25 protein-coding genes and 1 tRNA gene are annotated in these 24768 nt (G+C 39.7%); 10 read left to right on the top strand and 16 right to left on the bottom strand.

Translation table 11 applies throughout. From position 1 onward, the window contains the following. Positions 1 to 247: 247 nt before the first annotated feature. On the bottom strand, positions 248 to 1888 hold the full coding sequence (gene pgi, locus PAUR_RS06115; RefSeq protein ID WP_192506919.1) for a glucose-6-phosphate isomerase: 1641 nt from the start codon (positions 1886 to 1888) through the stop codon (positions 248 to 250). Between the two features lie 297 nt (positions 1889 to 2185). On the opposite strand from pgi, the gene PAUR_RS06110 reads away from it, so the two are divergent. Beyond that, positions 2186 to 3226 (top strand): LacI family DNA-binding transcriptional regulator, encoded by a 1041-nt coding sequence (locus tag PAUR_RS06110; protein WP_192506918.1) that lies wholly within the window; start codon positions 2186 to 2188, stop codon positions 3224 to 3226. A 202-nt stretch (positions 3227 to 3428) separates the two neighbouring features. On the opposite strand, the gene PAUR_RS06105 is transcribed toward PAUR_RS06110, so the two are convergent. Together PAUR_RS06105 and PAUR_RS06100 are read right to left on the bottom strand one after the other, a co-directional pair. Beyond that, positions 3429 to 4511: an AI-2E family transporter gene (locus PAUR_RS06105; RefSeq protein WP_192506917.1), complete on the bottom strand. Its 1083-nt coding sequence runs from the start codon at positions 4509 to 4511 to the stop codon at positions 3429 to 3431. Further along, entirely contained in the window at positions 4504 to 4725 is a 222-nt protein-coding gene (locus PAUR_RS06100; protein WP_192506916.1) for a hypothetical protein, read from the bottom strand. Before PAUR_RS06100 ends, PAUR_RS06105 begins: the two co-directional genes overlap by 8 nt. A gap of 157 nt (positions 4726 to 4882) precedes the next feature. Between PAUR_RS06100 and PAUR_RS06095 the strand changes: the two genes are divergently transcribed. Genes PAUR_RS06095 through PAUR_RS06075 form a run of 5 tightly spaced genes read left to right on the top strand, consistent with a single transcriptional unit; the run spans position 4883 to position 8383 of the window. After that, on the top strand, positions 4883 to 5548 hold the full coding sequence (locus PAUR_RS06095; protein ID WP_192506915.1) for a hypothetical protein: 666 nt from the start codon (positions 4883 to 4885) through the stop codon (positions 5546 to 5548). A gap of 1 nt (position 5549) precedes the next feature. Then, a complete protein-coding gene (bepA, locus tag PAUR_RS06090; protein ID WP_192506914.1) occupies positions 5550 to 7001 on the top strand; it encodes a beta-barrel assembly-enhancing protease in 1452 nt (483 codons plus the stop codon). 48 nt (positions 7002 to 7049) lie between these two features. Next, the gene (gene arsC, locus PAUR_RS06085; protein ID WP_192506913.1) at positions 7050 to 7397 is read left to right on the top strand and encodes an arsenate reductase (glutaredoxin); all 348 of its coding nucleotides are present in this window, start codon (positions 7050 to 7052) and stop codon (positions 7395 to 7397) included. Next, positions 7398 to 7949 carry an NAD(P)H:quinone oxidoreductase gene (gene wrbA / locus PAUR_RS06080; RefSeq protein WP_192506912.1) on the top strand — a complete coding sequence of 184 codons (552 nt, stop codon included), beginning with the start codon at positions 7398 to 7400 and terminating at the stop codon, positions 7947 to 7949. Continuing rightward, positions 7946 to 8383 carry a DUF2069 domain-containing protein gene (locus PAUR_RS06075; RefSeq protein ID WP_192506911.1) on the top strand — a complete coding sequence of 146 codons (438 nt, stop codon included), beginning with the start codon at positions 7946 to 7948 and terminating at the stop codon, positions 8381 to 8383. Before wrbA ends, PAUR_RS06075 begins: the two co-directional genes overlap by 4 nt. A gap of 50 nt (positions 8384 to 8433) precedes the next feature. Here the strand turns inward: PAUR_RS06075 and PAUR_RS06070 are convergent, their stop codons facing one another. After that, positions 8434 to 9762, bottom strand: coding sequence for an ankyrin repeat domain-containing protein (locus PAUR_RS06070; protein ID WP_192506910.1), 1329 nt, complete (start codon positions 9760 to 9762; stop codon positions 8434 to 8436). 216 nt (positions 9763 to 9978) lie between these two features. Here PAUR_RS06070 and PAUR_RS06065 point away from each other — a divergent pair, with 216 nt between their 5' ends. Then, positions 9979 to 10140 carry a DUF2897 family protein gene (locus PAUR_RS06065; protein ID WP_192506909.1) on the top strand — a complete coding sequence of 54 codons (162 nt, stop codon included), beginning with the start codon at positions 9979 to 9981 and terminating at the stop codon, positions 10138 to 10140. Positions 10141 to 10164: 24 nt separating this feature from the next. Here the strand turns inward: PAUR_RS06065 and PAUR_RS06060 are convergent, their stop codons facing one another. Then, the gene (locus PAUR_RS06060) at positions 10165 to 11538 is read right to left on the bottom strand and encodes a YjiH family protein (protein ID WP_192506908.1); all 1374 of its coding nucleotides are present in this window, start codon (positions 11536 to 11538) and stop codon (positions 10165 to 10167) included. 64 nt (positions 11539 to 11602) lie between these two features. Then, complete coding sequence (gene bamC, locus PAUR_RS06055; protein ID WP_192506907.1) at positions 11603 to 12664, bottom strand: outer membrane protein assembly factor BamC; 1062 nt, start codon at positions 12662 to 12664, stop codon at positions 11603 to 11605. A gap of 349 nt (positions 12665 to 13013) precedes the next feature. On the opposite strand from bamC, the gene PAUR_RS06050 reads away from it, so the two are divergent. Both PAUR_RS06050 and bcp read left to right on the top strand, forming a co-directional pair. Continuing rightward, on the top strand, positions 13014 to 13547 hold the full coding sequence (locus PAUR_RS06050; protein WP_192506906.1) for a glycine cleavage system protein R: 534 nt from the start codon (positions 13014 to 13016) through the stop codon (positions 13545 to 13547). 11 nt (positions 13548 to 13558) lie between these two features. Beyond that, complete coding sequence (gene bcp / locus PAUR_RS06045) at positions 13559 to 14032, top strand: thioredoxin-dependent thiol peroxidase (protein WP_192506905.1); 474 nt, start codon at positions 13559 to 13561, stop codon at positions 14030 to 14032. An 80-nt stretch (positions 14033 to 14112) separates the two neighbouring features. Here bcp and queE read toward each other — a convergent pair whose 3' ends face one another. Beyond that, the gene (gene queE / locus PAUR_RS06040; RefSeq protein ID WP_192506904.1) at positions 14113 to 14778 is read right to left on the bottom strand and encodes a 7-carboxy-7-deazaguanine synthase QueE; all 666 of its coding nucleotides are present in this window, start codon (positions 14776 to 14778) and stop codon (positions 14113 to 14115) included. A 122-nt stretch (positions 14779 to 14900) separates the two neighbouring features. Here queE and queC point away from each other — a divergent pair, with 122 nt between their 5' ends. Next, entirely contained in the window at positions 14901 to 15560 is a 660-nt protein-coding gene (gene queC / locus PAUR_RS06035; RefSeq protein ID WP_192506903.1) for a 7-cyano-7-deazaguanine synthase QueC, read from the top strand. A gap of 53 nt (positions 15561 to 15613) precedes the next feature. On the opposite strand, the gene PAUR_RS06030 is transcribed toward queC, so the two are convergent. The 9 genes from PAUR_RS06030 to folP all read right to left on the bottom strand — a co-directional run bounded on the left by PAUR_RS06030 (position 15614) and on the right by folP (position 24732). Further along, positions 15614 to 15844, bottom strand: coding sequence for a hypothetical protein (locus tag PAUR_RS06030; RefSeq protein WP_192506902.1), 231 nt, complete (start codon positions 15842 to 15844; stop codon positions 15614 to 15616). 102 nt (positions 15845 to 15946) lie between these two features. Next, entirely contained in the window at positions 15947 to 17845 is a 1899-nt protein-coding gene (locus PAUR_RS06025; protein WP_192506901.1) for a putative bifunctional diguanylate cyclase/phosphodiesterase, read from the bottom strand. Between the two features lies 1 nt (position 17846). Then, entirely contained in the window at positions 17847 to 18965 is a 1119-nt protein-coding gene (locus tag PAUR_RS06020; RefSeq protein WP_192506900.1) for an FIST signal transduction protein, read from the bottom strand. A gap of 93 nt (positions 18966 to 19058) precedes the next feature. After that, the gene (locus PAUR_RS06015; protein WP_192506899.1) at positions 19059 to 20972 is read right to left on the bottom strand and encodes a UvrD-helicase domain-containing protein; all 1914 of its coding nucleotides are present in this window, start codon (positions 20970 to 20972) and stop codon (positions 19059 to 19061) included. A 243-nt stretch (positions 20973 to 21215) separates the two neighbouring features. After that, positions 21216 to 21300, bottom strand: a tRNA-Leu gene (locus PAUR_RS06010). A 68-nt stretch (positions 21301 to 21368) separates the two neighbouring features. Next, positions 21369 to 21719 carry a preprotein translocase subunit SecG gene (gene secG / locus PAUR_RS06005; protein WP_192506898.1) on the bottom strand — a complete coding sequence of 117 codons (351 nt, stop codon included), beginning with the start codon at positions 21717 to 21719 and terminating at the stop codon, positions 21369 to 21371. Position 21720: 1 nt separating this feature from the next. Further along, positions 21721 to 22470, bottom strand: coding sequence for a triose-phosphate isomerase (gene tpiA / locus PAUR_RS06000; protein WP_192506897.1), 750 nt, complete (start codon positions 22468 to 22470; stop codon positions 21721 to 21723). 79 nt (positions 22471 to 22549) lie between these two features. Then, positions 22550 to 23890 (bottom strand): phosphoglucosamine mutase, encoded by a 1341-nt coding sequence (gene glmM, locus PAUR_RS05995; RefSeq protein ID WP_192506896.1) that lies wholly within the window; start codon positions 23888 to 23890, stop codon positions 22550 to 22552. Next, positions 23887 to 24732: a dihydropteroate synthase gene (folP, locus tag PAUR_RS05990; RefSeq protein WP_192506895.1), complete on the bottom strand. Its 846-nt coding sequence runs from the start codon at positions 24730 to 24732 to the stop codon at positions 23887 to 23889. Before folP ends, glmM begins: the two co-directional genes overlap by 4 nt. Positions 24733 to 24768 lie beyond the last annotated feature (36 nt).

Here is a 24768-nt window from a genome sequence, read left to right as displayed (position 1 = left end):
TTGACAGTTAAGCTACCGCCCAGTCTACCAAAACAGCCGTTTTATACAGCATTGAATTCGATTGCAAAGTACTCTAACAGGAATAAGCTGGAGGTGGATATTTTGCGATAAATGAGCCTTAGGGGCCCTGTAATTCCTCTCACAAAAATACAGGCCCTAAGAACTCCAGCGCTACCCGTTCAAAGGTAATCTTTTCACATTGCGTGATTCAGTTGTCTCATATATTGAGACCAATTTGTTACAATAGTTAGCGACGTTGCTTATAGTAAGCGATAAGACCATTTGTTGAGCTATCGTGTTCATGATGCACATTATCTTGGGTCAATTCAGCTTCAATGGCTGACGCTAACCCTTTTCCTAGCTCGACACCCCATTGATCAAATGAACAAATTTCTAGCAGGATACCTTGGCAGAATATTTTATGTTCATATAACGCAATCAATCGCCCAACCGCCTTTGCATCAACCGTATCAAGTATCATAGAGGTTGTCGGCCTATTTCCTTGATGAATTTTATGTGCAATTAGTTGCTCTACTTTTTCTTGAGCGATGCCCTTCTCAGCCAAATCTTTGCGAACTTGTTGCTCATCTACACCTGCCATCATTGCTTCAGTTTGAGCAAAAAAGTTTGATAACAAAATATCATGATGCTTATCAACCACTTTTTGTGGTTTTACTGAAGCGATAAAATCTGCCGGTACAATATTATTGCCTTGGTGCAGATATTGATAAAATGCGTGTTGGCCATTGATCCCTGTCATTCCCCAAATTAATGGTACTGTTGTATATTCAACCGTTCGTCCATCAAATGCAACTGACTTGCCATTGCTCTCCATCTCACCCTGTTGTAAATAAGCCGGTAACATATGCAGTGCCTGATCATAAGGTAATATTGCTTGTGCCTTATACCCCAAAAAGCTGGTATTCCAAACACTCAAAAGTGCCATGATTATGGGTATATTTTGTGATGTCGGTGCATTTTTAAAATGCTCGTCTATCTCATAGGCACCAGCTAATATATCAGAAAACACCTCAAAGCCGAGATATAACGATATCGGTAAGCCAATGGCACTCCACAGAGAAAACCGACCACCGACCCAGTCCCACATAGTAAATACATTCTCATCAGCAATACCGAATGCACGGGTTTTTTGTAAGTTCGTACTGACAGCAACAAAGTGCTTTTCAATTGCAGCTTCGCTTTTTGCGCTATTTAAAAACCATTTAACCGCAGAATTTGCATTAGTCATTGTTTCTGATGTTGTGAACGTTTTTGAAGAAATCACAAACAAGCTTGTTTCCGGGTCAACTTTATTTAGTACATCCGCTAACTGTACACCATCTACATTCGAGACGTAGTGCACATTTAGCTTATCGTCTGTATGCGCTTTAAGCGCCTCAGTTGCCATTTGTGGACCTAGGTTAGAACCTCCCACACCAATAGCGACAATGTCTTTTACTGCTTTACTGGTATATCCAGTCCACTCACCCGAGCGCACTTTCTCAGTAAAATGCTTAATTTTATCCAATTCTGTTTGAACCGCAGGCATAACATCTTCACCGTCAACCATGACCGATGAACCAGAACGATTACGCAATGCCGTGTGAAGAACTGCTCTATCTTCAGTAAAGTTTATTTTCTCACCACAGAACATTTTTTTACGCCAAGCATCTAGATTTACTTCTTCAACTAAAGAAATTAAATGAGAAAAAGCATCTTCATCTATCAGTTGCTTGGAATAGTCAAAAAGTAACCCTGGGATTTGGCACGAAAATTTATCAAACCGCTGATCGTCCTGAGCAAACAGGCTTTTTAGTTTTTGTTGTTTTAAATTTGCTGCAGACTGCTCTAGCGCTTGCCAACTACTAAGGTTGCTTCGGCAACTCATACTATTCCCCTAAACACGAATAACTTATTGAAAAATGAAGTAATACAATATTTCAACGAGTAAAATAACACTTGTTCAGTTAACCTTAAGTTAAAATGACAACGCTGTCAATCATCTACTTTTTGATTTTACTACGGAGATAATAACTCAATTTTGATGTTTTGACACCGGTATCATTAATTTATTTATGATCTTTATGCTGCTATTTTATGTTTGGATTAGATAGACTAAGCTACAAATATTATCATTTAATGAATTTTGAGCTCGTTGCGCTCTCTCAAATAAAAGAACAACAAAATGAAAGTCACCATAAATGATGTCGCTAAGTTAGCCGGTGTTTCAATGAAAACCGTCTCTCGTGTGATCAATAAAGAACCGTCAGTTCGAAAGAAAACGTATGATATTGTAATGAATGCGGTTAAAGAGTTGAACTATCAGCCCAATATTGCAGCTAGAAACCTCGCAGGTACTTCATCATTTGCGGTTGGTTTAGTTTATGACAACCCCAATGCTTACTATGTAATTGATATGCAAAATGGGGTTTTGTCACGCTGTAAAGAAGAGGGATATGAACTGGTTATTCATCCTTGCAGCTACTCTGACGATAATATGCAAGAAGAATTCGTGACCATGATTAAACGTTCACGATTAGCTGGTTTAGTACTCACACCACCACTATCTGAGCAACAAGCGATCATTGATATGTTAGACGAAATTGGTATTCAATATGTCCGGCTTTTATCAGGTCGAGCACAAGAAACTGAGAATAGTAGCAATTGTATTTTTGTGGATGATTTCGCCGCATCTCATGAAATAACAGAGCACCTTATTTCATTAGGCCATAAAAAAATAGGCTTTGTATTAGGAGACAAAGAACATAAATCGACCTCAGAGCGCTTGGCTGGTTATCGTCAAGCACTACAAGATCACAATGTTGCGTATAATGAGCAACTAATTTATGAAGGAAGTTACTCGTTCGAATCGGGTGTACTTGGCGCACAAAGTTTACTCAAAGATAACAACCAAAATAATATTACGGCGATTCTTGGTGGGAATGACGAGGTTGCTGCAGGTGCATTGTTTGCCGCTCGATTAATGAATATAGACATACCTGCTCAACTTTCAATCACAGGGTTCGAAGATTCTCCCTTCTCTCGCCAAACATGGCCTAAATTAACCACTGCACATCAAGCTAATAATGTTATTTCAGAGCATGCAGCAAGGTTACTTTTCACAAAAACACGAGGTTCAAGGTCACAAGATAGAGATATCATAACGACTTTTACACCATCACTTGTTATTCGTCAAAGTACTGGTGCCGCAGCAGATAATAGTTAACTTTTGCTACAATGCTTACTAATAAGGCAACTTATATTAGCTGCCTTTATTTAATACTTTTCACAAAAACACGTTAGCTTAAGAAGCTTAATAGGAATATCAGAGCGGCTTTCATCCCTGTACTTGTTATTCTTCAAAGCATTGGGGGAAAAGCGCATAATAGCTAATTTTTGCTACGACATTCACAAAATAATAACTTATATTAGCTTTCTTTCAGTAAAGGCTTTTCCGGTTCTTGCCATTGAGTTGACCAAGCATTGAACAGTGCTTTAACTAAAGAAGCGAGAGGAATTGCAAAAAACACCCCCCAAAAACCCCATATCCCACCAAAAAATAGCACAGCAACAATAATGTATACTGGGTTGAGGTCAACCGCTTCTGAAAACAAAAGTGGTACTAATACATTGCCGTCTAACGCTTGAATCACCCCATAGACAATGAGCACAGTCCAAAACTGCGTATCAACACCAAATTGAAATAAAGCAACCGCCGCAACTGGAATTGTGACAAGTGCCGCACCAATAAATGGAATTAATACTGATAAACCAACAAGCGCACCAAGCAATGCTGCATAACGTAAATCTAAAATATAAAAAGCAATAAATGTAGTACTACCAATAATGATGATCTCGAATACTTTCCCACGGATATAGTTCATGATTTGGTGATCCATTTCATGCCAAACCTGAATGATCAAACGTCTATCTTTCGGGACCAAGCGAGCAATACCATCTGTTAACGTGACTTTATCTTTTAGCATGAAAAATACTAATAATGGTACAAGGACTAAATAAATTAGCCAGGCTACGACGTCCTTTAAAGATGTCAATGATGCAGAGACAACGACTTGCCCTAGTTCAATAACTTTAGACTCAAATGTCGTTACAAACGACTGCACTTGTTGAGTTGTTATCAAGTTGGGGTAATCATCTGGCAAATGAAGTAAAAAATACTTGCCCTTTTCAATCATGTGCGGGCTTTCTTGCAATAGGTTGCTCAGTTGCTGCCACAGCACAGGAACAATACCCAGCAACAAGGCAAGTACCACTCCAACAAACAATAACATGATTAGAGTTGTCGCCAGTACCCTATTATGAACTACCGCTTGAACATGCGCAGTCGGCCAATCTAGCAAATACGCGATCACTAAGGCTACGAGTACAGGTACAACAAACGGACCAAAGAAGTAAAGTAGCATTGCTAATGTAATAAGCATCAGTAACAGTGTCACTGAATGTGGATCTGAAAATTTGTTTTGATACCACTGTTTTACTATTTCAAACATGTTTAATACTCACCTCAATGAAAGGTTGGGAGGTAACCTGACTATAATAATGATAGTTATGTAGTGTTAAATATCGCACAATATCACTAATATCTTGTTCGCCTAAATGATGAAACCGGATTGTACCTTCAGCTTTGTCAGCCTGTAACAAGTGCCATTTAAATTGCACAAAAAACTGTGGACACTTAAACTCTGATAGGTCAATGTCTAGCATATACGTGGACTCTCAGCAATTTTCTATGAAGCCTGTATCAAATAACAGACAATTAGTGTAACACTGTGATGTACAAACTAAAAAGGTTAGTTCTATAGCTTGGTACACCGCAATGGTTTATCCTTATAGATATAAGTAGAATTTGTAAGGTTTTTTTATGCCTAAACCCAGCGGTAAAGCCCAACTACCCGATAACCCAACGTTAAAAGAAATTAATTGGTATAAAAAACAAATTAATTGGGGCGAACTTCCCCCATTTTACCATCTTGTTGCATCATCAGTTAGCGAGAGTGAAGGGATTCTACAGCATGGCTTTGATAATGCTGTAAAGCGATTATTAAACAAACGCAATTGGAACCTCACACTATTAGATGGCTATGAAGATGATAATGGGATGATTCATACTCATGAAAAGCCTCGGATCGCATTACACCAAGCATTTACTGACAGAGGGTTTGAACTCTGGGCATACCCTTATGCGAAAGATATGAAAGTCGATAATTACATTAAAGACAATCGATTTATGGAGTTTCAAGTTTGGGATCCTCATACAATGAAAAACCTCATTCGCATAAATCAGCTTCATAAGTTTATCGGGTTTTACTTTGAACGAGGTGATATTGCAGATAAAGCGATGATTCTACACGCTCATAAAGTAGTACATAAGATAATTACTTTTTTAAAAAAAGAATTGAACGTCAAATCTGTTGACGGTGTCTCAATAAAAGATTTTTACCAGCTCTGCGAAAAAGACAGCCGAGCATGTAGTGATGAAATAGATCTCGCAAAACTGATGCTTGGTGACGATATAAAGAAGGACTAGTATGACATTTAACACACTTCTAAGGTATATAATAGGTGCTGGGTTGTTGATATCGAGTTGCCAAGCATCTGCACAAAGCCCATTTAAGCTGCCTGATTTAGGCACTTCAGCACTGCAAGCGTTGCCTATCGAAAAAGAACAAGCGCTTGGTAATGTAATGATGATGCAAATTCGTTCAGGTTCTCCATTATTGCAAGACCCTGTATTAGACGAATACTTAACATCACTTGGAAATCGTTTAGTTGCGAATGCCAATGACGTGCGATTCCCTTTTACTTTCTTCTGGATCAATAACCCAGCAATTAACGCCTTTGCATTTTACGGGGGGCACGTCGGTGTTCATTCTGGTCTGATTGCGCAATCAGATAATGAAAGTCAATTTGCATCCGTTTTAGGCCATGAAATTGCCCATGTAACACAACGCCATCTTGCACGAAGAATACAAAAAGCACAGGACAATAGTGCTTTAACAATTGCAGGTATGATTGCGGGGGTTTTAGCCACTGTCGTTGCGCCAGATGCAGGTATGGCTATTATCGCGGCAAATTCGACTCAAGCAGCACTTAGTCAACTGACGCATAGCCGAAAAGCCGAGCAAGAAGCAGATAGATTTGGTATGCAAACTCTTCATGCGGCTGGCTTTGATGCAACTCAATCGGCTGAGTTTTTAAGTAAACTTGCCGCGCAAACTCGTTTTAAAAACAAGCCTCCAGTGTTTTTGTTAACCCACCCATTACCAGATTCACGTATATCCGATGTGAGGCTAAGAGCACAGCAATACAGTCCAATTAGGCTTATGGAAAGCACTAAGTTTCAGTTAGCAAAAAGCCGTGTACTTGCCAGAAATCAGTATAAAAGCGAGGACGCCCAAGCCTTTTTTGAACGTGAACTCAAGCACTCCTCAAAGCTGGATAACCGAGCACTTCAGTATGGGCTAGCACTATCACTACTCGATCAGGACAAGTATCTTTTAGCTGAAAATATTATCTTAAAGCTACTCAGTAATGAACCAGATAACTTGTTCTACTTAGATGCTTATACAGATATATTAATAGGGCAAGAAAAAGCAGTTGAAGCCGTCAAATTACTCCAAGAAAAACATGAGTTCAGACCAAATAATCAAGTGATAACGCTTAACTTCGCGAATGCCGCTATTGAGGCAAAACAATACAATAAAGCCGCTCAATTGTTAAAGATATTCCTATTAGATAAGCCGGAACATACTCTGGCAATCGACTTATTAAGTAAAGTTTACAAAGAACAAGGCAATAAATCAGCATATCACGAAACTAAAGCAAGTTTGCTGGCCCAGTACGGCGCGTATATTCAAGCAGCCGATGAAATACAACGTGCATTGAACAATGTTAAAAAGCAAGAAACAGTTAAAGCAAGTCGCCTCAAAGCTCTTTTAAGTCAATATAGGCAAATGCAAAAAGAGCTAGCAAAGCTTTAAGAATCCACATAGATACAGTAAAATATACAAAACTTAGTCGGAGTTATTATGTCTGTCACCATCTACCATAACCCTCGTTGTTCAAAGTCTCGTGAGACATTGGCCCTTTTAGAAACGCAAGGCGTAACACCTACAATTGTCGAATATTTAAAAACACCTATCAACTTAGAACAATTAGAGACACTACTTACACAACTCAGTTATCGTTCTGCACATCAGCTTGTGCGTAACAAAGAAGCGCTTTACAAAGAACTTGCATTAACGCCTGAAACGCCTGAAAGTACACTTAAAAATGCGATGATTGACAACCCAAAGCTGATAGAGCGCCCTATCGTTGTAAGTAATAATCAAGCCGCAATCGGTAGACCTCCTGAGTCTGTATTGGCAATACTATAAATGGTAAATATTGTTGTCTTGTATCATTCAAGTCACGGGTCAGTTGCAAACATGGCCCATGAGATTAGTGACACGCTTGAATATTTAGGCGCATCTGTGAAACTGAGAACTTTTGAGAAGAAGTTATCACACGATACTGTCGTAACGAAACAAGACCTTATAGAGTGTGATGCGCTCGCCTTTGGTACCCCCACCCGGTTTGGGATGATGGCCGCTCAAGCGAAACTCTTTTGGGAAACCACCAGTGACATTTGGTTAAAAGGACAACTGATAGATAAACCCGCTTGTGTATTCTCATCATCAAGTAGCATGCATGGTGGCAATGAAGCTACGCTTTTGAACTTATCATTACCTTTGCTTCATCATGGGATGATGTTATTAGGCGTACCCTATGACGTTCCTGAACTCATTGATACCACAACAGGAGGCACACCATATGGTGCAACACATGTTGCTGGGGCAGATAACACAACAAAGTTATCAAATACGGAAATTAAAATATGCCAATCAGTCGGCAAACGATTATTTACTATAGCAAGTAAACTTAAATGAAGAAAATTGCAAAAAACCAAGTAACCCTCAATTATCAACGCTTAGCCTTAACTGGGTATATCGGCTTACTTTTATTAATGCCTATTTGGATGTTTGTACTTGTACCTAAAGAGAATTACAGTACAGGATTTATTTTTACCATCTATATACTCCCACTATTACTGCCTTTAAAAGGCATAATTCAAGATAAGCCTTACACATATGCTTGGGCAAATTTTATTGTTATGATCTACTTTATGCATAGTTTGACGATGATATGGATTGCACCAGAACAACGAATTATTGCATTACTTGAGCTATTACTGGCAACCGCAATGTTTGTTGGCTGCACATATTATGCAAGGCATAGAGGACAAGAGTTAGGCTTAAAGATCAGGAAGCTAAAAGAAGACTTAGCGGACGAGAAACAAGCCCACCAAGCACCTAAAGAGTAGTTAGAAACACTTATATTGTGTAGTACAAGTACCCTCGGTGTCTAATGTAGTTAGACACCGAGCAATGTAATAAGCACCAACAATGAAAACATACCCTGTAAACTAATGCTCAACCAACTTAATGCACTGAGCCCTTTAAGTGACCAAGGATGTATCCGAGAAGGATAAAGAGGTCCCCCCCTAATTCCCCTAGCTAAAACGAACACGCTTACCCCTAACAGAGCCGAGCCCCATACAAATTCTTGTTTTGCACTTAAGTTGTCATGGAAAAAAAAGAATAACTGTAATGGTAATAGTAAAATAGCCAAAGCATATAAGGCATGAACTTGCTTAATTTTATTATACTGTGCTTGCTCTGACAGCTCGATAACACCAAACTCTTCAAGCACTTTTCTCGCCGCTAATGCGCCATTTTTCATTGCTAATCGATACGCTGTAAGCTCTGACACATCTCTTTGATGTGGGTCACACCCTGCATTTAATATCACTTTAACCATGCTTGGTAAATTTGAGCGAACAGCATAATGCAAACACGTTTGCCCCATATCATCTATACATTTAATATCCTGATATGGTAACAATTGCTCCACCACATTCACAAAACCTTTTTCAATCGCCCACATAAATGCAGAGCACCCTAATTCATCTTTTGCGTGTCCTTGAGCACCTTGGCTAATAAATGCGATCAATACCGATTGTTTTGCTTGATCTTGCATCACGTGTGCTAACAACGCCTGCTCTAATAAGCTTGTTAACTCCTCATCGTCACATAGCTCTTTAAGTAAAGAGTAATACTCATCTCCCTTTAATAAGTTCTGTGTAGCGCGCTTTGTGGTTTCAGAGATATCGATAATACAATTAGGTAAAGCGTGAATAATGGCTTCTCGTAAATCTTCGTGCACCCATGCGTTACACACATCTACAGCTTCCATTTTTAAACCTTGCGTCACTCCCCATTTGATGACTTGAAAATAGCGGCGATGTAATAACAGTTCAAAAAAACTGGGGTTGGCCACACTATCAATCTGCAGCTGCAAGTCGCTATACTCTAACAACCTTTCTAATAAAGTCGCCGTAAGCGACTGCCTAGTCATACCAGTAGAATCAAGGTGCTCGAATAATTGTTGAGAATATGCTTGCTGTTGCTCATCGTATTCGTCTATATGTTGAAAATAACATGATTCAAACGGTTCTAATGGCTTTAACCACAGCAGGTAAAATATAGGCGGTAATATGGTTGCTTCAACGCCCTGTTCATCGATTGACGTTTCGCAAGTTGGCCACGATTCCAAAGCGTCTAAAATAAAGGCCCCATTTTGCTCTGCTAGCCCTCTTAACAACAATGGATATTGTGCTGGCCAGATTAATACATGTTCCATTGATTGACTACTCACTCCATCCTAAAAAATAATACACCTTAGCCTAAAATAATAAGCCTGACCGAGATGTGAATAGTATCAAGTTAATATATAAATTGCTTCGTAAAAGCTACAATTTTCAGTACATTTTAAAAATATACTCAAGGTTACTGTGCTTAATTCCATTTTACTATTTTGAGCAGTACAATAAAGGTTGTTGACTATCTGGAGAGCACTATGGAACAGTTAGAAACTTGGCAAGTCACCTTAATTATTATCGGGGTACTGGGGATAATTTGGAGTAATATTGCTTTACTCAAATATGCAACTAAATTTGAAGTAAAACAGAAATTAGAAAAACAGACACATAAAGAGACAACAAAAAAAAGCGCTGATTAAGCGCTTTTTTCATATTTCAAAACGCTAACCCACCAGCCAATGTGCCATCACTGCAATAACGGGTAACGTCACGAGTGTCCTCAAAATAAAAATAGCAAATAGCTCAAAAATGTTCACTGGAATTTTACTACCCAACAACAATGCTCCCACCTCTGACATGTAGATAAGCTGTGTAACACTCATCGCTGCAACAATGAAGCGAGTCACATCACTTTCAATATTACTGGCGGCAAGAATTGATGGAATAAACATATCTGCAAAGCCTACGACTATTGTTTGCGCAGCCTGCGCTGCTTCAGGAACTTGTAGCAACTCTAAATAAGGTACAAACGGAGTACCTAATATCTGGAATATCGTCGTATGTTCAGCAATAATTAATGCCATTGTTCCCACCGCCATTACGACTGGTAAAACTGCAAACACCATATCCAAAGCATTACTCAGCCCTTCTTGAATCGTCCCTTTGACGCCAGGTGCTTTCTTTGCTTTGGTTAAAGCGACATCTAATGCATGTGACAATAAAGTCCTCCCTTCTGGTACAGCTTCAGCATCCGTATCAACAGCACTGCCATCAATATATACATCTTGCTTGAAGCGAAGTGGGGGTAACCGAGGTACAATGATTGCCGCAACGAAGCCTGCTAAGCATACCGTTAGGTAAAATGGAGCAAATAGATGTTCTAATTTAACTTGTCCAATTACCACTAAACAAAACGTAATAGACACCGCTGAGAAGGTCGTGCCAATAATTGCGGCTTCTCTTTGCGTATAGTATTTGTCTTCATATTGTCGTGCTGTCATCAAAATACCGACACTGCCATCACCAAGCCAAGATGCAACACAATTCACCGCGCTTCTTCCTGGAACCCCAAATAACGGACGCATCACACGTGTTAATAAAGTACCTACTAACTCCAATAAGCCAAAATTGAGCAATAAAGGTAAGAGTAAACCAGCGAGTACAAACACGGAGAATAAAACAGGGAGTAAGTCATTTAGCACCAGAGAACCGGTATGTTCGGAGTGAATGATGCTTGGCCCTACTTGAAAGAATGTCATGATGATAAAGATCATACCAAGTAAACGCGTAATTAGCCAAATCCAACTGACATCAAATAGATGTTTTAAGATTGGTAACTTTTCCACCCACACAGGTTTAACCAGCTTCACCAATAAACTCATCACTCCGGTAACTGTGATAATGGCTAAAATAACCTCACTAATAAATGGTGCTACAAATGTTTGCAAAGCCTTGGCCATTACAGCTATGGGTATGGTCATTACCTCACCAATTGCAACGGGTGTCATAAATAAGAAAACACCTATTAATGAAGGAACAATAAAAGCGAATAAAGTGCGTAAATCTATCGACTTTGCGCGGCTAGAGTGTGTTGTCATTATAATTTGCCTACAAAAACAAAGAAAAGAGCCTAAGCTCTTTTCTTTTTCAAAAATAAGGTGATTAAATTGTTAACCCTTTATCACGCAATACAGAAAGTAGTGTTTCCTGTAGCAACGTCATTGTACTAGCATCTAGTACTTCGTCGTTACTATCTCGCCATGTCAGCGATGTACTATTTTCTTTAGTTGCTGCCACAGTTATCACATAATCCCCGCTCTCAATTGGCAGCTCAAGTACATCATCTCCCCAAATTGAATCCCATACGCTATCTTCTGGTTTCTCATAGCGTACTGAGACTGCACCGGTATCTCTATCAATACGGATCACAGTAAAATTCACGCGCTCTAAAAAGTTAGCAAACCGATCTATTATTTTTTCATGATTTTGCTCGGTGATAAATGCCGCATTACCGTCATCATCAAATCCGATTCTCAGTGACAAAATACCTTGCTGCTTCCTCAATTCAACTTCTAACAAACGATATAAGTAATCAAACTCAGCAACCACCTCGTTTAGGGCTCTCACTTCTAATTGTTGCTGTAACAGGTCTGTCAAAGGTCGAGTGTCACTGCGGTAATCTATCAATTCGGCTTTTAACGAAGCTGTTCGCTGATGCTCTTTACGTTCAATCACAAATTTAATACGTTGCTCTGAAACAGCCTTTGAATCTTCCCAAAACCAACCTTCTGTTGGCTTTATCAACGAATACCAATCTAATTCAACAACACCATCATTGCGTTGGTCTGAGATAATACGACTTTGGTGACTTGCTACGACGTTATCGACTGAACGCCAAATAAATTGATTTAAATCTTCAATTCCATCATTTTTATCAAAATAAACGCGTGCAACAGTTTCATTTTCCTCTACCCAACTTCCCGCAGCGAGCGTCAATACTTGCTGAGGAGGACGGAAACTCTTAGCCTCGGGGTCATTTTTGAACTGAGCTACGTCCATTTTATACGTATCATCTTGAAACGGCTGCTCTAATTGCGCCGGAACTTTAACGGCCTCGCTAACACGATAATTTCGCTTATTGTGCGCGTCGTTTATAAATACACTACACCCAGATAAACCAAGAACCACGCCAACTGTCAACGCTTTTGGGATCCAATACTGCACTGATTATTCTCCTTAGCAAACCCTTTATTTTTTAATTCAATACTATGAGTGGGGAATGCTGATTTGGTTCACTGTAAAATATAAAACTATGTCTTAATTAAACAGATAAAACATAAATAAAAGCGCTTCACTAGTTGCAAACGCAAAAACGACACTATGGTACTTTCCAAAGCTACTAAACACAAGAAAGCCGTTCATTTATTGCATATTTAACCTACTTATTACAAAATCAACCATGCCTTGATGGCGTATCTATGTTACTATTTTTGGTTAAATATCAATTATTCGTCGTATTACTGCAGCATTTGAAGCTTCGTGAGTAATCCTGACCCAATTTTAGGCACCTTGAATGACTGCTTTTGAAAACCAACAATTGGTACTAACAGCCATCGGTGAAGATCGCTCCGGTATTGTCAGTGAACTGACGCAATTAGTCAGTGATTGTCATTGTAATATTACTGACAGCCGTATCGCCATTTTAGGCAATGAATTTACCTTCATAATGTTACTAAGTGGTGACATGTCGGCCATAAGTCGTGTTGAGCACACCTTGCCTGTCAAAGGCATGGAGCTAGGCTTACTTACCATGATGAAACGCACAAGTACGCATTACCACTCAGATTTCAGCGCCGGATATACACTTGAATATAACGGTATAGATACTCCGGGTACCCTAAGTAAAGTTACACGTTTCTTTGCTGAGCAAAGTATTAATATATGCTCTTTAAAATCAGATACCTACCAAAAAAGCACCGATACACATATGCGCTGCGAACTAGAAATAAATATACCTACCAATGTTGACGTAGATACTTTTAAGATCAAATTTGAAGATCTTTCCAGTAGTTTAGACGTAGATTATATACTAAGACGCATTCGCTAAGGATTACTTGAATGAATACACTCAAAGCGGGTGATAACGCCCCACTTTTTACCTTACATAATCAAAACGGTGAAGCCATAGAGCTTGCATCGCTATTAAACAGCACGCAAGTTCTGGTGTACTTTTACCCAAAAGCGCTCACGCCGGGTTGTACCGTACAAGCTGAGCAACTGAGGGATCACAAACAACAGTTAGCACAGTTAAATACAGTTGCTGTGGGCATAAGTCCAGATCCGGTCAAAAAGTTGAAAAACTTCGAAACTAAAAAAGAACTGAATTTTGATTTGCTCTCTGACGAAGATCACGCAATTGCTGATGCATTTGGTGTATGGGGACTCAAAAAATTTATGGGGAAAGAATATGATGGTATTCATAGACTAAGCTTTTTAGTCGGTCAAGATGGTACGATTAAGCATGTATTTAATAAGTTCAAAACAAAAGAACATCATCAAGTAGTTATTGATTACATTAGCGAAAATAGCTAATCTTTAAGGCACAACCAAATACGTTGTGCCTGTCCCTTTCCATGATTCCTTAGCATTCACACACCAAATATCAAAAGGCTTTAGTTTATGCCAATGTATTTATGAACTTGTATCGATAAACGCCAATTCTTCTTCATACATGTGTCTATCGCTAACTTAGTCGCTTTAGCCTTTTGGCTAATTGGCTGTAAATAAACCAATTTCGGTGTAACACCCGTTTCTAAAAATAAAGCTTCTAGTTCTTCAACATGCTTTTGCATTGCAACTGGGTGTTTAATCTCATCGGCACGTTGCATCGCGTCAGCCAGAATTTTATAACCCCCCCGCATATTAATTTTGGGAGACACAGTGACCCAGGTGCTCTGAGGTACTTTAATGTCAAACGTACCACTGGTTTCAATTTGCGTTGAAAACCCAGCATCATGTAATTGCTCACATAATGGCACTAAGTCATACATGCAAGGTTCGCCACCGGTGATCACAACGTGTTTAGCTAAGTAACCTCTTTCTTTAAACAAACTAACAACTTGCTCTGCTGACGCTTCGGCCCAAAGCTCTGAATCTGCTTTTTTCTCAACCGTTTTATCAAGTGATACCAAATATGTCGTGTTTACATCCCATGTTTGCTTAGTATCACACCATGAACAGCCTACTGGACAGCCCTGTAACCTCAAAAAGATAGATGGGACGCCCGTATAACTCGCTTCACCTTGAATAGTTTCAAAAACTTCGTTGATTTTGTACAAAACAGCTCCGATACAACTTTCTAAACTCAAAAAAATGCCGATGAAAATTGTTATTTTTTCGCCGGCCGTGTAGTATATCGCGCCCTGAAGTAAACCTCTATCAAAATCGAGGCAAAAGAGTTATGCGCGAAAAAGTTGTTGTGATTTATTCTGGCGGTATGGATTCATACACAGTTTTAAATAAAGCTGTCCGTTCAGGACATGAAGTGTATGCATTATCGTTTAATTATGGCCAACGCCACGTTAAAGAACTAGAAGTTGCGGCTGAGGTATGTGAGCAACTTAACATCGCTCATAAAATTGTTGACATTTCAGCTATCAACCAACTTATTGGCGGTTCATCGCTGACTGATGATATTGAGGTACCTGAGGGCCACTATGAAGAAGAGAGTATGAAAAGTACCATTGTACCGAATCGAAATATGATCTTACTTTCTCTGGCTGTTGGTTACGCCGTATCAATCAAAGCCAGTAAAGTTTTCTACGGTGCACACTCGGGAGACCATGCAATTTACCCTGATTGTCGACCTGAGTTTGTAAAAAAAATGGACGATGTGTGCCGCATTGCCAATTATGATGCAGTCGAGATTGTTAGTCCGTATTTAAACAATACTAAAATAGATATACTAACTGACGGCTTAAAAATGGGCCTAGATTATAGCCATACATGGACATGCTATAATGGCCGCAAGCATGCCTGCGGAAAGTGTGGAGCGTGCCAAGAGCGCTTAGAAGCTTTTTCACTCAACAATGCTCAAGACCCCATTTCATACGAAGTGTAAATAAGTTGAGATAAGGGAGGCTTTGCGCCTTCCTAGCAATTTATTGTTATTAGTTATAATCGGTTAATATCTTTCGCGACCTGATAACCATCATCAGTCACTAACTTTTCAAGCACCTCTACTCGCTCTCGTAAAGTCGAAATTTCAGACTTTAGTTCATCAACATCTTTGCCACCTTTACTACTTTGCTTTTTTAGCTCCAGTTTAGTCATATATATTTCTCTAAATGCGCCAAAACCTACAGATACAAGCACAATTAAAAATATCATTGTTGTTCCACTCATACTTCACTCCTTCTGTGTTTTTATCAACAATAACAAAACAATCCTAAATACCAAAGTGACAAACGTCAGAAACCTCAAGTTCAGCTCGTTATAGTGCAAATACTAAGTGCACTTCCTCTGACCACTAATGAATTTAATCAGCTCTGACAGGGGTAATGGTCGACAAATATAATACCCTTGTGCTTGATCACAGCCCATTGCATCTAATCTTGCTAAATGATCAGCTTGCTCTACTCCCTCCGCAATTAATCCCAGTCCTAAGTTTTTCCCTACATCAATAATACTCTGTACAATGGCTTCCGCTTTAGGCTCTGTAAGTAACGCCGCCACAAATTGTCTATCTATTTTTAAGTAATGAATATCTAAAGCTTGTAAATATGCCAATGAAGAGTAACCGGTACCAAAGTCATCAATTGCCACCTTAATACCTAAATTTTTTAAATGCATCAGCGTATCTTTTACATTAGCTAGATTGCTAATCAATGCACTTTCTGTCAGCTCTAATTCTAGTAAACTAGGCTCAAATTTATACCTCTTGAGCAGTCCAGCCAGCTTTTCAAAGAAATTATCAACGCTAATATCTTTGCCTGAAATATTGATTGCGATAGATAGGTTTTTTAAATGCGCTAATCCGTGCCACTGGCTCAGCGTTTCGCACGCCATCTCTAAAACACAGTCGGTTATTTTCCCAATCAACCCTTTGTCTTCCGCAATTGGAATGAACTCATCTGGAAATATCATGTGACCATTTACATTCCATCGTATAAGCGCCTCAAGTGATATAACTTCTCTCGAGGAGATATCTATTTTCGGCTGAAAATAAAGCTCAAATTGCTTTAATAAAATCGCTTGACGTAACCGTTCTTCGATGTAAATTGCCTTCTGAACGCGTTCCTCTAACGCAGCGTCAAATAATTTATACTGATTCTTACCCTGCTTTTTTGCTTGATACATTGCAATATCGGCTTTTCCAAGTATCTCAGATACTTGGTCGCCATGAGCAGGGTAAGTTGCAACACCAACACTCAGTGATAACTGGTAACAATTACCTTCGATTTTAATAGGGTCATGAAAAGCGCTGAGAATATGCGCCAGACGCAAGTGGATCTCTTGTAAGTCTTGCGTGGTTAATACCACTAAAAATTCATCCCCTCCGAGTCGCGCGAGCAAATCTGGTTTAACGACTCTTCTTTCTAACCGCTTAGCGCTAATTTTAAGTGCATCATCACCGGCCAAATGGCCCAAACTATCATTAATTTTCTTAAAATCATCTAAGTCTATTAATACAAGTGCAAATGGTTGAGTGTTTTCTTTTTTTATCATCCGGTTGACGGTTTCTATAATATTAAACCTATTAGCAAGGCCTGTAAGCGAATCACGATTTGCTTGTTGTGATAACAAGACTTTTTGTGCCCTAAGGTCGCTAATATCTCGGCAGCACCATACTCGTCCGATATACTCCCCCTGAATCAATTCAGGGACACTATAATATTCATAGAATTGACCATGAATTGTTTCGAAATTACCAGTAAGTTGTGCTTTTTTAGATACAAACATCGCTTGAATTTGCTCAATAAAAATATCGGGAGAAGTCAGCAAGGATAGAATTGTGTGAAGTACTTGCGTTGCATCGAGCGCCAATGCTGTATGTTCGTCACAGCCGATAAATTTACATCCATTTTGATTTATATGTGTGATCTCACCACTAATGTTAAACTCTACAACAACCTCTGGACTTGCATCCAGTATGGCTTTTTGCCTTGTCAGTGCCAATTCTAAACTACGTTGATACTTATCAATATCAACCAACCTAGTCCGTAGCTCTAAATTGTTTTCAGTTAACTCTTTACTGGTTAAATTCAAGCTATGTTCGAGCATCCAGCGATCTTCATCTGCATGTTCAAATGCTTCTGACAATAAGCCAATAAGTCGCGCGTATTGCGGTGAATCTATGCCAGAAAAGCCACTTTTTTTAAGTAATCTAGCCAATAAATGATGCATATTATTCAGAAATTAATGTGACAGTCATTGTTTGATTATGCAATAAGCACCGCCCACCCGCCTGAATTGGCGCAATTTCACCATAAGAGTAAAATCCCATTGTTTGAAACCCATCAGTTAATTGGCTAAACACCACCTCTAACTCCTCTTCCACCCGCGGTCCCAACACTAACTTTCTCCCAACACAACTGATCAACAATGCTACACCGGTTGTATTGTGAGGTGTTTCTAAAGCCGAGGTCACGGCCCTATTAGCACCGTCAATAAGCCTATCAAAATTTGCTTTCATCAGCTGGGCCTGGCCACCTTGCGGCATATCTCCAGCAAATACCATGCTATTGTCTTCATAATCAATACCCAATATAGTTCTTATGACTGGTTGATTACTGGACGAGCTTCTAACTTGTAAAGGAAACCTTAAAGCTGATGCCGGTAAATCATTCGCATAAGGGCCCAAATAGTTACGATATAACGTAATTACAGGCTCATTATCGAGCTGATACAAACGATTTCCTTCTGCCCGTGTTATTTCTCGACTTGGGCCAAAAGAATCCCACCCGCCAACACTGGCATAGCTTACATTCAGCGAGTCAGAATAAAAGCCGCATAAAATGATAGACCCTTCTGCCAACGGTGTCATATGCCACAAGGCTGTGTTTGAAAAGCGCTCTCCATCGCCAGCTAACCCTCCTGTAATTACCACATTATTACCAAACGCGGCTCCTAAGCACTCAGCCACTTCACTGCCATTAAGAACATGTCCGTCGCTCAATACCATCAACCACTTAAGGTTCGGCTCCTTTAACATCTCAACGGCTTTTTGGCACAAGTTAGGCAATGAACTATCGCTTATTGAACGATTAAATACTCGAATACAGGTTTTTGAAAATGTAAAGGTGGTTATAACAATCGCATCATCATATAACTGCGCTGCAGCGATATCCCCCGCACTGCTACAGCCCACAATCTCCGCGTTAGGATAGTATTTGGCTAAAGAACTCAATATCGTTGTCTTTCTGTCATAAATACTAAAAAAGACTGTAACAAGCTGCACATTTTCATCAACAATTGGCACAGATTCCCATTGCTGATTTTGGTAAATAAACTGTCTTGTTTCCATTTCTAGATTTCATAATATATAGGGAATGTTATAAATTTAGCAGTGGTTCACCAAATACGACAATATTTGCCCACCTAAATTACTAATTAATAACTAACTATCTAGCTCTTGCACAAACTCACTGTGGCTTCCTGGCGGTATGATCAGGTATATCTGTTGCTTAGCACGAGTTAATGCCACATAGAATAAACGTCGTTCTTCTGCGTAAGGAAACGGCTCTTTATCCGGAAGTAATGCATCTAAAAATGCCACCGCTGTATCCTGTGCGGGGAACCCATTGGCACCACCGGCTAATCCAAGTATCACGGCATAATCAGCTTCCATACCTTTCGCAGCATGAAATGTCATCACCCGCAGGTGTAGGTGTTGATAACGATGATTCATCTCATCTATTTGCTGTTTACTTGGTAGCACCTTATGGTAGCGTGCCAACAATAGTACACTCACTGAACATTCTGCCTGCTTATTTAGACTTTCTAAAGTGAGCGATAATGACTGCTCCTCTGTAGGTTCTTCAACATATACAAGTGGCGTACAGTGTTGAACATTATGTGCTGTGATACGTTTCATAATTTGTGCTGGATTAGCACACACAAATCGACTCGTTACGTCTAAAAGCCCTTGAGGATATCTGAAGGTTTTATCTAGCTGAGTAACAGTGCCATCACCAAAGTGATGCGTAAAGTCCGTGGTAAGCCCAATATCAGCGCCACTGAATCTATATATTGATTGCCAATCATCACCGACTGCAAATAAGTAATGCCGCTCAGATTGTTCAATTAAGGACTTGAGCAGCTTCGCCCGAATCGGAGAAATATCCTGAAACTCATCGACAAGTAAATGTGTCCAAGGAGACATAAACTTTTTACTTTGTACATAATCAATAGATTGAATGATCATATCTTCAAAATCAATGGCTCCCTCATTACTTAGATATAGAGTATACTCTGCTAAAATAGGTCTAACACAAGCCAATGATTCGTTGAACTGACTCTCTAGTTTTGCAAGACTAGTCGTAGCATGTCTACATTTAAGTAAACCAAGTGATGTACTAAAGTCACAAATGAGTCGCTTACCCTTCGAGCTATCTAAATAATCATGAATATCAACAACATCAGCACGTTGAACTTGTTTAACATACCTTATTAAATGGAGCCTATATTGCTCCTCTTGACACAAGAGTAAAATGGTTTCCCTAACAAACGCCCGTTTACTTATCTCATTTTGAGCAAGCTCTGACACTTTAGGCATCACCCCTTCTACACTTTCAATAATATGTAAACCTAGTTTATGGAAAGTCATACAGTCAGGGAAGGTAGGATAATGACTTGCTCTGTTTAACATTTCTTGTGCAGCTTGCTTACCATAAGCCAATAATAATACTTGTTTTGCATATGCTTGTCGGGTGTAAAACAAATACTGAGCTTTAGCCACCATCACACTGGTTTTTCCGGTGCCAGCTCCGGCCAGTAATAATTGCCGCTCATCTTGAATTACGCAGGCACGTCGCTGAGCAGCGGTCAAAGGCTGGTTTTCAACTGTGTCAAAAAACGCCTCATGCTCAGATAGTTTATAATTGACATATGCTTCTTTAAATTCACTCAGATCTTGCTTAGACCAAGAGTCCAATTCAGTTAAAGTCATAATCGCATCTGTTAAATTGTGGTCAAACGTTAGCTGAGCCGCCCAAGGTAACCATTGCTCACTAAACGGCGCAATGGCTGATTTAACCATATCGTATAGACCGTGTGACAAGTATCTGACTTTTAGTAGTGTTTCTAGTTTTCTGATCCGGTCACATAATTCACCTCGGTGCGCAACAGCCCAAGCTTTTTGTAGAAAACACTTAAGTTCATCTGGTTTTTCTATTTTTAAAGGAATTTTTGTTGTTGTTTGACCATGTCGGATCACCAAATAATGAACAAACCGTTTATATTCAATCATGGGAGGGGTGTTCAAACGAGCCCATTGGTATGATTCAGACTGACCTGCTTGGCTATCTAACACTATCCCTGTATCGCTAATGGTGGTACAGATGTAAGGCGTGAAATACTTAAATATTAATGGCGTTATAAATATCACGATCGGTAACAACTAGAGGAATATTGTTATAGCATAATTGAAGTATATGAAATCATAAAGAAAAAACTGTGTTTCACCAGTAAAGTAAACGGTTATTATAAACTACTGAAAACAAAAAACCCGATAAATATATCGGGTTTTTGAATGAGTTGTTAAAAAACTCTAATTTGGTGCGGATGGGGGGACTTGAACCCCCACGCCCGAAAGCACTACCCCCTCAAGGTAGCGTGTCTACCAATTCCACCACATCCGCATATTTTCCGGCTCTAATGTTTAACTGAGGAGTTAAACAACCGAGTAACTATAGGCTACCACTCTTTATTAATTTGGTACGTCCGAAGTATTATTACCTTCGGTAGATGTCGGTACATCTGACGCAGCTGGAGCTACAATAGCTTCTACAGGTGCTTCAAGATTTTCCCACTCATCCGTTTTTTTAATTTGACCCGCGGTCAAATTACCTAAAACAATACTCAGTACAAAAAACACAGTTGCAAGAACTGTTGTTGTTTTTGTCATAAAGTTACCCGCACCAGATGATCCAAAAACAGTTGCTGACGCGCCTGCTCCAAATGATGATCCCATGTCGGCACCTTTACCTTGCTGCACTAACACCATACCAATAAGTGCTAATGCCACAATTAAATAAATTACCAATAATATTTCGTACATGCTATACGTTCCCTAATGCACTATTGCAAATGCTCACAAATGCATCTGCTTTAAGACTTGCGCCGCCAATAAGGCCACCGTCTATATCTGGTTGTATAAATAAGCTTTTACTGTTTTTATCGTTAACACTGCCACCGTAAAGAATTTGCAGTGTATCTCCAACATGCTCACTTTGCTTGCTTAGCATATCACGAATAAACTTGTGTACAGCCTGTGCTTGTTCTGGTGTCGCCGTTTTACCGGTTCCAATTGCCCAAACGGGTTCGTATGCTAGCACAGAATTTAAGAGCGCTGCTATACCTAATTTGGAAATTACTGCATTAATTTGCTCTGCAACAACCATCTCAGTTTCTTGAGCATCTCTTTGCTGCTCTGTTTCACCAACACACAGAATAGGAATTAGTCCATTCTCTTGTGCTTTAGCAAACTTATCAGCAACTGACTCATTGCTTTCGCCGAAAATAATGCGTCTTTCAGAATGACCGACCAACGTATGCGTAGCCCCAAGTTGTTTAGCTAGTTCTGCACTCAATTCGCCAGTAAAAGCGCCTGAGTTGAACTCAGAAACCGTTTGAGTTCCAACACTTATTCCGAACTCAACCACTTTCAATAATAAAGGTGCTGGTGGAAATATAATTATGTCAACTTGTTCGTTTTTGCACTCGTTTATTGCTGAACCGATTTCAGACACAAGCTCTACTGAGCCGTTCATTTTCCAGTTACCAGCAACTATTGGCTTACGCTGCGCCATTCGATACTCCGCATTCTAAAGCGGGTGAGATACTAACTCGACTCACCCTAAGTTACAAGATATAAAATAAAATAATTGGTTAATTGCTCACAGTTTCAACAACTTCAGCAATTTTTTGAGCAAAATCGATTACTTGCTTCTCTTGCTCGGCTTCAACCATGACTCTTATGACAGGTTCTGTTCCTGACTTTCGTAATAAAACACGACCTTTACCTGCTAGTTCATTTTCGACACTTTCAACCACAGCCAATACTTTTGGGTCTAAGGTAGGGTCCGTCGCCACAGAATACCTAACATTAATCATTTTCATAGGGTATTTAACAAACCCTTGCCCTAAATCTTGTAATGTTTTATTTTGTGAAACCATCGCGGCCAAGACTTGCAGACTTGAGGCAATACCGTCACCTGTACTGATTAAGTCGAGGTTCAATACATGCCCAGAGCTTTCTCCGCCAATTTTCCAACCGTTTTTAGCCAGTAATTCCATCACATAGCGGTCACCAACCTTACTACGAGCAAAGTCAATACCTTTAGCCTTAAGCGCGTTCTCTAATCCCATATTAGACATAACAGTACCAACAACGCCCCCACCTAAGGTGCCCTGTTCAAAAGCTTGGCATGCGATAATATACACAATATCATCGCCGTCAAACACTCGACCATTATGGTCAACCATCATCACTCTATCGCCATCACCATCATAGGCAATACCGACATCAGCACCATGTTCAAGTACCTGACGCTTTAAACTATCAACATGTGTCGCACCACAATTGAGGTTAATATTAACACCATCAGGTTCGCATGCGTGACAGATTACCGATGCACCTAATTCTCGCATGACAGCTGGTGCAATATGATAAGTCGCCCCATTGGCGCAGTCGAGTACTATTTTAATCCCTTCCAAAGACAAGTCATTTGGGAATTGACCTTTACAAAATTCAATATAACGTCCATCAGCATTATCTAGTCGGTGTGCTTTTCCTAGTTGCTCCGATGGCACACAAGTCATTTTATCATCCAGCATTGCTTCAATTTCAAGCTCAACTGAATCCGCAAGTTTGAGTCCATTGCCACTAAAAAATTTAATCCCATTGTCATGATATGGATTATGCGACGCACTGATCACAATACCCGCTTCTGCACGAAAAGTTTGTGTTAAGTAAGCCACTGCAGGTGTAGGCATCGGCCCTAATAAAACCACATCTATTCCAGCTGCGATAAGCCCTGCTTCCAACGAAGTTTCTAATAAATAGCCCGAGATCCGCGTATCTTTACCTATAATGACTTTTTTCGTTCCAGATTTAGATAATACTTTTCCTGCTGCCCAGCCCAATTTCAATGCAAATTCAGGCGTAATTGGATATTCACCGACTAAACCTCTTACACCATCAGTACCAAAATATTTTCTTGTTGTCATAAAGTTACTCCATTTCTAGCTGCATGCCATACATTTAAAACATCAGCGGTTTCCTGAACATCGTGAACCCTGATAATGTTCGCGCCTTGCTGTGCACAGAGTAAAGCACCAGCCAAACTCGCAGCAACACGCGCGTCAGTTTCTCGATTTAATAATTGACCAAACATAGATTTGCGTGATAAACCCGCCAGTAAGGGTAGTTTAAGCTGAGTAAATTGTTCAAACTCACCGAGCAAACTAAAATTATGTGCCAAGCTTTTACCAAAACCAAACCCTGGATCAAGGATCAACCGCTCCTTAGCTATTCCGACTTGCTCACAAGCCGCAATACGTTGCTCAAAAAACGCTTTTACTTCTCCAAATAAGTCAACGTAAGATGGATTTGCTTGCATGGTTCTTGGTTTACCCTGCATATGCATTAAACAAATGGGGACATCTGAATATTTTGCGGCGACCTGTAATGCATTTGGTTCCTGTAATGCACGTACATCATTGATAATATCTGCGCCAGATTCAATTGCGGCCTCCATTACCTGCGCTTTACTCGTATCAATTGAAATCACACAATCAGAAACATCTCTAATCGCAGCAATCACAGGGATAACCCTTTTTAATTCCGCTTCACAGGTAACATCTGGTGCACCGGGCCGCGTAGATTCACCACCAATATCTAAAATAGTTGCACCTTGCTTTAGTAATACTTTGGCTTGTTCTACGGCATGTCCAGTAGTGAGGTAAGCACCGCCATCAGAAAATGAATCGGGTGTTACGTTAATTATCCCCATCACTTGAGGCACTGTCAGATGTAAGGCTCGATCCCGAGGTAAAGTTAACGTAGTCATGATGTACCCTAGCTTAATAACAACCCCACCAGTAAA

The sequence above is a fragment of the Pseudoalteromonas aurantia 208 genome, assembly GCF_014858725.1.
Classification (GTDB): domain Bacteria; phylum Pseudomonadota; class Gammaproteobacteria; order Enterobacterales; family Alteromonadaceae; genus Pseudoalteromonas; species Pseudoalteromonas aurantia.
This window is presented reverse-complemented; position numbering and strand designations above follow the sequence as displayed.